The organism is Pseudodesulfovibrio sp. (assembly GCF_028692895.1).
Taxonomy (GTDB): domain Bacteria; phylum Desulfobacterota; class Desulfovibrionia; order Desulfovibrionales; family Desulfovibrionaceae; genus Pseudodesulfovibrio.
In genome coordinates this window covers 44,574-56,200 of record NZ_JAQUWN010000022.1, presented here as the reverse complement: position 1 = coordinate 56,200, position 11,627 = coordinate 44,574, and the positions used below count along the sequence as shown (strand labels likewise).

8 protein-coding genes are annotated in these 11,627 nt (G+C 65.1%); 5 read left to right on the top strand and 3 right to left on the bottom strand.

What is annotated here, in order from left to right:
• Positions 1 to 374: 374 nt before the first annotated feature.
• Positions 375 to 1,277, top strand: a complete 903-nt coding sequence (locus PHP91_RS07670; protein WP_300139239.1) for a hypothetical protein — start codon at positions 375 to 377, stop codon at positions 1,275 to 1,277.
• 645 nt (positions 1,278 to 1,922) lie between these two features.
• The gene (rsgA, locus tag PHP91_RS07665; protein WP_300139237.1) at positions 1,923 to 3,017 is read left to right on the top strand and encodes a ribosome small subunit-dependent GTPase A; all 1,095 of its coding nucleotides are present in this window, start codon (positions 1,923 to 1,925) and stop codon (positions 3,015 to 3,017) included.
• Positions 3,018 to 3,105: 88 nt separating this feature from the next.
• On the opposite strand, the gene PHP91_RS07660 is transcribed toward rsgA, so the two are convergent.
• Positions 3,106 to 3,858, bottom strand: coding sequence for a DUF6125 family protein (locus PHP91_RS07660; RefSeq protein ID WP_300139235.1), 753 nt, complete (start codon positions 3,856 to 3,858; stop codon positions 3,106 to 3,108).
• Positions 3,859 to 4,124: 266 nt separating this feature from the next.
• Here PHP91_RS07660 and PHP91_RS07655 point away from each other — a divergent pair, with 266 nt between their 5' ends.
• The 3 genes from PHP91_RS07655 (at position 4,125) to PHP91_RS07645 (ending at position 8,198) form a co-directional block, all read left to right on the top strand.
• Positions 4,125 to 5,264, top strand: coding sequence for an aminotransferase class V-fold PLP-dependent enzyme (locus PHP91_RS07655; protein ID WP_300139233.1), 1,140 nt, complete (start codon positions 4,125 to 4,127; stop codon positions 5,262 to 5,264).
• An 11-nt stretch (positions 5,265 to 5,275) separates the two neighbouring features.
• Complete coding sequence (locus PHP91_RS07650) at positions 5,276 to 6,466, top strand: phosphoglycerate dehydrogenase (protein WP_300139232.1); 1,191 nt, start codon at positions 5,276 to 5,278, stop codon at positions 6,464 to 6,466.
• A gap of 160 nt (positions 6,467 to 6,626) precedes the next feature.
• On the top strand, positions 6,627 to 8,198 hold the full coding sequence (locus tag PHP91_RS07645; RefSeq protein WP_300139230.1) for a methyl-accepting chemotaxis protein: 1,572 nt from the start codon (positions 6,627 to 6,629) through the stop codon (positions 8,196 to 8,198).
• A 376-nt stretch (positions 8,199 to 8,574) separates the two neighbouring features.
• Here PHP91_RS07645 and PHP91_RS07640 read toward each other — a convergent pair whose 3' ends face one another.
• Together PHP91_RS07640 and hypF are read right to left on the bottom strand one after the other, a co-directional pair.
• Positions 8,575 to 9,285: a DUF3298 and DUF4163 domain-containing protein gene (locus tag PHP91_RS07640; protein ID WP_300139228.1), complete on the bottom strand. Its 711-nt coding sequence runs from the start codon at positions 9,283 to 9,285 to the stop codon at positions 8,575 to 8,577.
• The gene (gene hypF / locus PHP91_RS07635; protein ID WP_300139226.1) at positions 9,282 to 11,624 is read right to left on the bottom strand and encodes a carbamoyltransferase HypF; all 2,343 of its coding nucleotides are present in this window, start codon (positions 11,622 to 11,624) and stop codon (positions 9,282 to 9,284) included. The genes PHP91_RS07640 and hypF overlap by 4 nt, the downstream gene beginning before the upstream one ends.
• Positions 11,625 to 11,627 lie beyond the last annotated feature (3 nt).

The following is an 11,627-nucleotide window of genomic DNA, read 5'->3' as shown; positions in this document are numbered from 1 at the left end:
TGCGCAGCAGCATGACGGGCAGGGCCACGTAGAGCACGTACGCGCCGATGATCGACCCGGTCTGCCGGGGCAGCACCCCGGCGACGTCCAGGACCACGCCGAAGCCGAGGATGAGGAACAGGGGAAGAATGAGAATCAGGGAATCAAACATGCAGATCGCCATCAGTCGGGAAAAAGTGGACGGAAAAGGGGGACCAGGATCAGGCGTGGAGTATTGACCGTGCCTGGGCGGGTGTCAATCGAAGGAACTAGGGTTAAGGAAGGTCTTGTAACTAACTGAGTGGTTTGAAATTTAATATTTTTGAGTGACATTAATTCGGTTTTTAAATATATGTAGTTATGCTTCTGATAACGTAAAATAGAGGAAAATGATCATGTATATGGGACCTGACAGTGATTCTAGTAAAATACTTGATATTTCCATTAAATATTGTGAAGGGATGCATGCTATAAATAGCAGCATTGATCTATATGATTTATCTGTAGCATTAAATGGGCTTCATCGATCGTTAGCCCTGACAACGCATTACTTTTGCCATCGTGAAATTATTACAAAGGCTCCATTTGTTAGAGGTATAAATATACTCTCTAAACCTCCTACTATTGGATCATTTGAAGTAACTGCATCTGTATGGTTAACGACTGGAATAATCGCATCGTTACCTGCAATATATAAGGTGTTGACTGCCCCAAAAGATACAGTACTTGGCCATATTGTGTGGTCATTGTATGATATGGTTATTCATAAGACAACTGGCCAGTTCGTTGATTTTGATAAAAGTATCTACGCGCAGTATATAGATAAAGAAGAATATGAAACTAAACGTATTGAATCACTTGCTCAAAAACTAGAGAGCTCAGTTAAGAATATCCATAGGCCAATCATGACAAGATCGGCATTAAGTTCAACATTATCTACAGCAGGAGAACCGTCAATTGTATTTAATAGCCAAACACTTGACTTGACAAATAGATTAACAATTGAATCAGAGGCTCAAATGCTAATTGGGCGAGTCGCTGGATATAGCGCAAATACAAAATCTGGAATGATATATTCGCAAAAAGAGAATAGGGCTATTCCATTTGAATTAGAAAAGGGATGTGATGTTAATACGAAGACACTTACGAGAAGTCTTTTCTTGTATGATGCAGTTAAAGGTAATAGAGGAAGTCGGGCAGGATTTTTTAAATTTAATGCAAAGAAAGTGGTAAACCAGGCAGGAACAACGAAAAAATATTACATCACATATGCATATGGTGATAGCATGGAGAAGTGATGTAGTGAAGAAAAGCAATATAGCACTTTATAAAATTGTACTGTTCGAATCTGCATCTGAAATTTGAAGGCTATTCGATCAAGTTGCTATAAGTGCAACTCAGCAATTTCCCGCTAACGCGAACCGTCAGACGCTGACCCGCTTCTCAAGTGGGGAGCGAGCTGGCCACGACGCACAGGCTGGGCGTGAGACCTAGTCTGGGGCAGTACTCCTACGTGCCGCCCAACTTACAGGGGGAGTTGGTCGATCTCTTGTCTTTGTCGGCGGTATAGACCCAGGGAGCCCCCCCCCCTCCGCGTCCGGCCCGCCCCGGTTGACAGGCGGGCCCTTTTGCGACAGGGATGGGGCAACATCATCAATGGAGCGTTTATGCACGGTCTGTCGAAGGATCTTGCCCCCGTGGTTGCCGAATAAGGGCGCCCAGCGGACCATACACCATCCCGCCGTGTTTTTCGCGGCTTCCATCGGGCCGTCCAGGCCCGTCCGGCTGGCGCTTCCACCGCGAAGCGGTCTGTCGCGGCGTCCCCGTTTCCGCAGCCTCCCCATCATCGTACCGGGCATTTCCCTGGCCGGCGGCCTTGCGCTGTCGGCGGAACCGATGCAGCGGACCGGCCGGTCGCCGGTCCCGATTCCAAGGTGATTCACATGACAGACGCAACCAATGCGCAACGGCAACTCGCCGAATTCGCGGAACAACTCCGGTCACTCGGCTGGAACGGACACTTCGGCCGCAGCCTGGCGGCCATGGACACCGGCCCCGGCCGCGTGGCCCGCGTCATCAGCGCGCAACGCAATCTCTTCCTGGTGGCGGACGGCGCGGAAGAACGGCTCTGCCCACCCTCGGGCCGCATCCTGCACGCCGGTGACGACTATCCCGTCACCGGTGACTGGGTGCTGACGGACGGCGACGTCATCCGGTCCATCCTCCCCAGAATGAACATCCTGTCGCGGGGCGAGGCCGGGTCGCGCAACGGCCGGTCCGGAACGGCCCTGCGCGAGCAGCCCCTGGCGGCCAACCTGGACATGGTCTTCATCGTCTGCGGGCTGGACCGCGACTTCAACCTCCGGCGGCTGGAACGCTACCTGACCCTGGTCTACAACTGCGGCCTCGCGCCCCTGGTGGCGCTGACCAAGGCGGACCTCCTGGACGACCCGGAGGCGGCGCGGCGGCAGGTCGAGGACATCGCCTTCGGCGTCCCGGTGGTGCTCGCCTCCATGCTGGACGACCGGGGCAGGGACGAGCTGGCGAGCCGCCTCGGCCCCGGCCGGACCGTGGCCATGCTCGGCTCCTCGGGCGCGGGCAAGTCCACGCTGGCCAACCGGCTCTACGGCGGCGAAATCCAGGCCACCGGCCGGGTCAGCGACAGCGTGGGCAAGGGGCGGCACACCACCACGGCCCGCGAGCTGATCCGCATGCCCGGCGGCGGCCTGCTCATGGACAACCCCGGCATCCGCGAAGTCGCCCTCTACCTGGACGGCGACGGCGTGGAAAAGTCCTTTGCCGACATCGCCGAACTCGCCGAGGGATGCCGCTTCGCCGACTGCTCGCACGAGAGCGAGCCGGGCTGCGCGGTCCTGCGGGCGGTCGAACTCGGCCGCCTCCCGCCCGAGCGGCTGGAGAGCTACCGCCGGATGGAGCGCGAGATGCGCTACGTGGCGGAGCGCCGGGACAAGAGCGCGAACCGGGTCGAAAAGGAGCGGTGGAAGCCCATCGCGAAACTGACGCGGAAAATGAAGTGACGGTGTGGGGCGGTTCGCCGTTCCCCCGCCCACCCGTTACGTGAACAATGACGCGGCGGGGTGTCGGCCAGGCGCCGCCGCCCCGCCGTTACGCTTTGTCGGCCAGGGTGAACCGCCAGGCGCAGACCCATTCCTCGGGGTGGGCGTCGGGCGGGCAGCCCACGCACTGACAGGCCAGGCGCGGGTCCACGGTCCGGGCCAGGCCCGCGTATTCGGTCGCGCCGCCGGACTTGCAGGGGTAGTCGGCCAGCCCCTTGCGTCTGCGGGCGGTCTGGACCCGGCAGTCGGTCATGCGGAAGACGAGGGAGGCGGCCGTCTCCTCGGCGAACTCCCACTTGTTCAGGCGGCCGTACATGCGCGCGGCCAGCACCGCCTTGAGGGCCGGGATGCCGCCGTCGTCCGGCAGGCCCAGGACCGCCTTGATCCGCGCCGCCTCCAGCGGGGCGAAGCGCGCCCAGCAGGTGTCGTTGACCCGCTTGGCCGCGTCCATGCCCGCCGCTTCCTCCACGGCCTGGAACCAGACCCCGTCCGCCGCCAGCCAGGCCGTGCGCACGGCCTGGGCCGCGCCCTCCAGCGCCTCGGGGGCGGCTCCGCGCCACATATCTCCCGCCTCCAGCCCCAGGGCGCGCTCGATCTTGGCCGCCAGCAGGGGGAAAAACCGGTCCCCGGCCTCGCGCTCGGCCGCAAGCGCGGCGTCGAGCCCGAGCTGGTGCACGGTCTCGGCCAGCCACAGGCCGTAGTGGGCCGCCAGTTGGCGGACGGTCTCGGTCAGCTCGCGGGCCGCTTCGGCGCGGCGTTGGTCCGTGAAAGTCTCGACGGGGGAGTCGGCGGGTGCGGTCATGGGGCCTCCGTGGGGCGGAATTTTCTTGATCGGGCTTGTGTTACAGCACAATCGGCCGCGCGAGGCAACCCGGCCGCGCGGGCAATTTCCTGCGGCGGCAGCCCCTGGGGACCGCCCGTCGTTCGTCGCTTTCGCCGGGGCGACGAATGTTCTCCGGAGGCCCGCCGCGCCTGGACATCGCATCGATCTCGGTATATGAACGGGGACATTTCCCCGGCAATCGCCTGGGTGTTTTTTCCGTCAAATCATCTCAGAAGGGAATCGCCATGAGCAAACCGAATTTTGCCCCCCTGAAACTGTTCATCACCGGCCCGACCTACATCCGGGACGAGGTCAAGCAGGCCGCCCTGCTGCCCGAGTTCGGCCATCGCGACACGGAGAACGACCTCCGCTTCGTCCCCATCCGCGCGAACATGAAGAAGCTCGCGGGCACGGACGGCACGTACGAGCTGGCCCTGCTGCTCGGCTCCGGCTCCATGGCCATGGAGGCCTCGGTGCGCTCCCTGGTGGCCGACGGCGAGTCCATCCTCAACGTCTCCGTGGGCGCCTTCGGCGACATGTACTACAACATCGCCGCCGCCAACGGGAAGAAGGCCGAGAACCTCAAGTTCGACTACGGCCGGGCCATCGACCTGAACGTGCTCGAGGACAAACTCAAGTCCATGAAGCCGAACGTGGTCTCCTTCACCCACAACGAGACCTCCACCGGCGTGACCAACGACATGAAGGCCACCTGCGCCCTGATCCGCCAGTACGGGGCCATGCCCCTGGTGGACGGCGTGTCCATCTTCGGCGGCGCGGATATCGACCTCGACAACTCCGGGGCCGCCATGTACTCCACCGCCACCCAGAAGGCCCTGGGCCTGCCCGCCGGTTTCGGCGTGGCCTTCATCTCGCCCGAGGCCGAGGCCAAGGCCGAGAAGGTGACGAACAAGGGCCACCACCACGACATCACCAAGCACCTGGGCCGGGCCCGCAAGAACCAGACCCTGACCACCCCCAACTGCACGCTGGCCAACCAGATGTGCGTCCAGCTCGACTACATCGTGAACGAGGAGGGCATCGCCAACCGTTTCGCCCGCCACATCGAGATGCGCGGCATGGTCGAGAAGTGGGTGGACGGCCTGGACGGCTTCGACATGTTCGCGCCCGAGGGCTTCCGCTCGCCCACGGTGTCCACCGTGGTCTGCCCTGCGGGCGTCACCGTGGCCCAGCTCAAGAAGGGCGTGAAGGAGGCTCTGCGCGCCGAGGGCTATCTCATGGACCCCGGCTACGGCAAGCTGAATACCGCCCTGGAGAGCGAAGGCCGCCGCCTGGTCTTCCGCATCGGCCACATGGGCGACATCACCCCGGCCATGCTCGGCGAGTACCTGGCCAAGCTCGAAATCGAACTCAAGAAACTCTAGGAGACCCGCCCATGAACAAGCGCATCCTGGCCAACGACGGCCTGGTGGAAGAGGCCCAGAAGTACCTGAAACAGCAGGGCTTCGTCATCGAGACCGAGAAGCGGGACGAGGATGACCTCCTGAGCGAGATCGGCCAGTTCGACGCGCTTCTGGTGCGCTCCGCCACCAAGGTCACACGCAAGCTGCTCGAAGCGGGCGTGAAGAACGGCGGCAAGCTCAAGATCGTCGGCCGGGGCGGCGTGGGCACGGACAACATCGACCTGGAAGCGGCCAAGGAGCTGGGCGTCATCGTCAAGTTCGCGCCCAACGGCAACACCAACGCCACGGCCGAGCACGCCCTGGGCCTGATGTTCGCCATCGCCCGCAAGGTCCCGATGGCCCACCATACCCTGATGAGCGGCACCTGGCACAAGAAGCGCTTCCTGGGCGTCGAGCTCTTCGGCAAGACGCTCGGCATCATCGGCTGCGGCCGCATCGGCCAGGCCCTGGCCGCCAAGGCCGGCGCGCTGGGCATGAAGGTCATCGGCTACGACATGTACCGCTCCATCGACGCCCCCCTGGAATACATGGACTCCATCCCCGAGCTGCTCAAGAAGGCGGACTTCGTCTCCCTGCACTGCGGCGGCGCGGACCCGGTCATCAACACCGAGGAGCTCAAGCTGATGAAGGAGACCGCCTTCCTCATCAATGCCTCGCGCGGCAAGAACGTGGCCGAGGACGCCCTCTACGAGGCGCTGAAGACCAGCCAGATCGCGGGCGCGGCCCTGGACTGCTACGAGACCGAGCCCAAGCGCGAAGGCCTGCCCTTCGTCAACAAGCTCCAGGAGCTGGACAACATCGTCATGTCCGCCCACCTGGGCGCGTCCACGCGCAACGCGGGCATCCGCACCGGCATGGAGATCGCCGAGGTGGTCACCGCCTACCTGCGCCGGGGCGACTACGGCAACTGCGTCAACGTGGGCGAAACCGTCCTGGACGAAGGGGCCGACGTCTACACCATCTTCATCACCCACGACGACAAGCCGGGCATGTTCGGCAAGTTCGGCACGGCCATGGGCGAGATGGGCGTCAACATCCGCGAGAACAACTCCCGCAAGCTCGGCGACCACGTCCAGACCGTCTACATGGTCCACTCCCAGCCCACCGAGGAAGTGCGCACGGCGCTCGCTTCCATCGAGGGCGTCATTCGCGTGTCCATCTAGGGCCCTCGCCATTTGACATCATCAAGGCCGGAGGCGACTCCGGCCTTTTTTTCGCCCGCCGGACGCGCCGCAGAATATAATTTCATATTTTCACCGCCCGGCTACCATGGTCGACAATGGGAGCCGGAGGGCGGTCCCTGCAACCGAGGACGGACAAGACATGCGTGTTTCACTCTTGGGCAAGACCCGGCTGCGCACCAAGCTGGCCCTGGGGTCCGGCATGGTGGTCGTGCTCCTGGGGTTGGTGCTGGCCATGTTCCAGGTGGCCTCCATGGTCACGGCCGACGGTTACCGCGCCGTCATCGACGTGGACCTGGCCATCAAGGACCAGGCGAACCTGGTGCGGTCGCAGATGCTCCGCTGCCGCATCGACGAGCGGGGCTTCCTGCGCGACCAGGACCCGGCCTACCTGGATCGGTTCATCGAAGGCGTGGCCACCCTGGTCAAGTCCACGGAAAAACTGGTGGAGCAGGCTCGCGCCGCCGGTGACGGCGAACTGGTCGACCTGGGCGAAAAGGTCAAGAAGGCCTGCTTCGACTACGAATCCTTCTTCTACGACGTGGCCGGGGCGGACAACCCGGAGCAGGGCAAGCAGGCCGAAACCGCCATGCTCGGCGTGGTGGGCGCTATCCAGCCCGGCGTGGACGCCATGGCTGACCGCGCCGCCTCCCTGGCCGCCCGGCGCATGTCCGAGGTGCGCGACCGCTCCTCACTGCTCTGCCGCATCGCCCTCGGCCTCGGCATCGCGGCCATGTTCCTGGGCGCTGCCGGGGCCGTGTTCCTCACCCTCTCCATCCTGCGCCAGCTCGGCATCGACCCCGAGGAGCTGCGGGCCATGACCGAACGCATCGCCTCGGGGGACCTGGGCGTCCTCTTCCAGGCCGAGGGGCGGCCCGGCAGCGTCTACGCCGCCATGCGCGGCATGGTCGGCAACCTGCGCCGGGTCATCGGCAACGCCTCGGCCGTGGCCGCCAGCGTGGCCGAAGGCAGCGCTGAACTGACCGGCGCGTCCAACACCGTGTCCGAGGGGGCCAGCCGCCAGGCCGCCGGGGTGGAGACCGTCTCCTCCCACGTCGGGGCCATGGTGGCCACCATCGGCCGCAACTCCGAAAACGCCGCCGAAACCGAGCGCATGTCCCGCCGGGCCCGCGAGGACGCCGAACAGGGCGGCCGGGCCGTCAGCGAAACCGTGGCCGCCATGCGTGAGATCGCGGACAGGATTTCCATCGTGGGCGAGATCGCCCGGCAGACCAACCTCCTGGCCCTCAACGCCGCCATCGAGGCCGCACGCGCGGGCGAGCAGGGCAAGGGCTTCGCCGTGGTCGCCGCCGAGGTGCGCAAGCTCGCCGAGCGCTCGGGCAAGGCCGCCGCCGAAATCGGCGAGCTCTCCACCTCCAGCATGGCCGTGGCCGAAAAGGCGGGGGCCATGCTCGAAAAGATGGTCCCCGACATCCGCCGCACCTCGGACCTGGTCCAGGAAATCGCCGCCGCCAGCGGCGAACAGGCCGAAGGCGTCAAGGAGATCAACAACGGCATCCGCGAACTCGACGCCATCACCCGGCAGAACGCCGCCGCCTCGGAGCAGTTGGCCGGGACCTCGTGCAACCTCTCCGGCCAGGCCGCGCTTCTCCAGCGCTCCATCAGCTACTTCAACCTGGGCGATGCCACACAGGCCGCATTTCCCGAGGACGAGGGACCCGAGCCGGGACCGGACGGGCTGGACCGGCTCTGACGGGACGGAGCGGGAACGCCTCCGGCGGCTATCCGGCGTCCGCGAATATTCGCGGACAGTGGCCCACGTCGTGTGAACTGCCTGGTGCAGGCTTGCAGGTCATGCCATTACGGCGTCTGAGACATCGAGAGAGGCGGGGTCCTTGATTTGAGGTTTTGTCTGCATCTTTTCTCCTAAAAATACCCCGGCTGGGGCGAGCGGGCAGTCCGTCCCCGCGGACGTGAGCCGTTTGGTCCGGCTACGCCCCCGCGAAAGCGGCGAATGGTCCAAAGGCTTGCCTTTGGCGGGTCCAGGACAGCGCCCTGGTCTCCACGAAGTGGCCCCCGGAGGGCCGCCGGAGGCATTTCCGCCTCCGGTCCGATCGCGCCGCAATCCGCTAGCGCAGCATGGCCGCCAGCGAGGGGCGGAGCAGAGGGGCGAGGCGGTCCATGGGAATGGTGACGCGTTGTTCACCCGCGGCGTAGGGAGCGACCTGGTAGGGGGCGAAGAAGAAGGTCAGGCCGCGCTCGGTGAGGACGAACCGGGCGTAGTTGTCGGGCGTGGGGTCGGTGCCGGACTGGAGCATTTCTTCGAGGAGCATCTCGCCCAGGGTGGCCCGCAGTTCGGCTCGCACGCAGGTGGCCAGGATGCGCAGGGCTCCGCCGGGGGCGGGGAAGAGGTCGTCCAGGGTGAGCGCGCGGCCGTCGACGAGGTCGAAGACCCAGGTGTCGGGCCAGTTGTTGGGGTGCGCGCCGCCGGTGTAGACCATGGTGTGCAGCCGGACCGAGAGGAGCCGCCCGCCTGCGGCGGCGGTGGTTTCGTACTGGACGATCAGTTCGTAGGGGTGGGGAAAGAATGACAGGTCGTGTTCCGGGTCGGTCTCCTTGAACTCGCGCACGGTGCGGGCGACGTGGTTGCGCAGTTGGCGGGCTGCGGCGGGGGCGCAGGGCACTGGGTAGGCCGCGTCCACGCGGAAGCCCCTGGTGGTTTCTATCTCGCGGATTTCGCCGAGCACGCCGGGGGTGCAGAAGGCGGCGTCCGCCGAGGCGGTTCCGGCGAGGAGCGTGAGGAGCAAAAGCAGCGGCAGTGCGGCGAAACGGGTTCTCATGGTTGGGGCTCCTGAATTTTGTCGAGGCGGAGTTGCCACAGGCCCCAGGCTGCCTGGCCCAGGGAAATGCAGGCGTCGTTGGGCGGGACCAGGGTGTGGACCAGGGGGATGAGCCCGGCGGACCGGAGGGCGGCGGGCAGTTCCGTGGCGATGGTCAGGTTCTGCATGACGCCGCCGGACAGAGCCACATGATGGATGTCCAGCAGGGAGGAAAAGCTGTAGGCCATGTCGGTCAGCCCGGCGACGAGGCCGCGATGGAAGCGGCGGGCTACCTTGGGCGCGGGCGCGCCCTTTTCCAAGTCCTCCAGCACGGCCCGGAGCAGGGTGTGGGTATCCAGGGCCACGGGGTCGGCGCCGGAGAGCGGGCAGGGGTAGGCCCCGGTCTCGCCCATGTCCTGGACCTTTTCCAGGAGAATGGCGGCCTGTCCCTCGTAGGTGATGGCGTCGGCCATGCCGCAGAGGGCGGCCACGGCGTCGAAGAGGCGTCCGCAGCTTGACGTCGCGGGCGAGTTGATGCCTTTTTCGAGCAGTTGGGGCAGCAGGCGCGATTCCCGGCCGAAGCGGTCCAGCCAGGGCCAGGCGTAGGTGCCGGGCTCGGTGACGCCCAGGGACCAGAGGGCGGACTGGGCCAGCCGCCAGGGCTGTCGCACGGCCGCCTCGCCGCCGGGCATGCGGATGGTCGCGAAGTGGGCCAGGCGCTGCTGTTCGCCCTCCTCGGGCATGACCAGCAAGCATTCGCCGCCCCAGATTGTTCCGTCCTCGCCCAGCCCCGTGCCGTCCAGGGCCAGGCCGATGGCCGGGCCGGAGAACTTGTTTTCGGCCAGCACGGCGTGGATGTGGGCGAAGTGGTGCTGGAGGGTCCTGACCGGCGCGCCCAGCTCCTCGGCCAGTTCGTCGGCCAGGGAGGAGGTCATGTAGTCCGGGTGCAGGTCGCGGACGATGAGCTCGGGCCTCACCTGGAGGATGGACTGGAGGTGGGTCAGGATCTCGCGGTAGAATCGCAGGTTCTCCAGGTTGGTCATGTTGCCGATGTGCTGGCCGGGGAAGGCCTGGTCGCCCTTGGTCAGGGTCATGGCGCACTTCAGCTCCGGCCCGGTGCCGAGGACCGTGGGGCCGGACACGGGCAGGAAGACCGGCGATGGCGTGAACCCTCGCGCCCGGCGGATGTGGATGGGCTGGCCGGTGGCCGGGTTGACGCGCAGGACCGAGTCGTCGGTGCGGATGAGGATGTCGCGGTTGTGGAAGACGAAGACGTCGGCGATGTCGGCCAGGTGCTTGAGGGCCTCCAGGTTGCCCAGGCAGATGGGCTCGGAGCTCATGTTGCCCGAGGTCATGACCAGGGCCGGGGCTTCGTGGCCGCATGCCCCGGCGAAGTCCGAGAGCAGGATCTGGTGCAGCGGGGTGTAGGGCAGGACCAGGCCGATGAAATTCGTGTCCGGGGCCGCCAGGGGCGAGAGGAGGAACGGCTCGCGTTTGGCGGCCAGGACGATGGGGCGGCGGATGCCGGTCAGCCACTCTTCCTCCTCGGGCGAGAGGACGGCCAGCTTGCGCGCGGTCTCGATGTCCGGGACCATGACGGCCAGGGGCTTGTCCGGCCGGTGCTTGCGCCGGCGCAGCTCGGCCACGGCCGCGTCCGAGGCGGCGTCGCAGGCGAGGTGGAAGCCGCCCAGCCCCTTGACGGCGGCGATTTTTCCCTCGGCGAGCTCGATGGCCAGGCGGGGCAGGGTCTCGCCGCCCTGGGCGAAGATGGCCCCGCCCTTGTCGGTGAGCATCAGCCGGGGGCCGCAGACGGGGCAGGCGTTGGGCTGGGCGTGGAACCGCCGGTCCAGCGGGTTGTTGTACTCGGCCTGGCACTCCGGGCACATGATGAACTTGGCCATGGAGGTCTGGGGCCGGTCGTAGGGGATGGAGCGGGTGATGGTGTAGCGCGGGCCGCAGTTGGTGCAGTTGGTGAAGGGGTAGCGGTAGCGGCGGTTTTCCGGGTCCGCGATGTCGGCCAGGCAGTCCGGGCAGGTGGCCACGTCCGGGCTGATGAGCACGCTGTGGCCGTGGCCGCCGGTGGACTTGAGAATGACGAATGCGGCCTCGTCCGCCACGGCGTCCATGTCGCCCTTTTCCAGGGTGACGATGGAGGCCAGGGGCGGCAGCTTGGCCGAGAGGTCGTCGGCGAACCGGCCGAGCTGGTCGGCCGTGCCCTGGACCTCGATGAGCACGCCCTCGCTGGAGTTGTTGACCGAGCCGGTGAGCGCGTTGTCCGTGGCGATGCGGTAGATGAACGGCCTGAAGCCGACGCCCTGGACCTGGCCGGTGATGGTGTAGTGGTGGCGGAGCAGACCCATCCG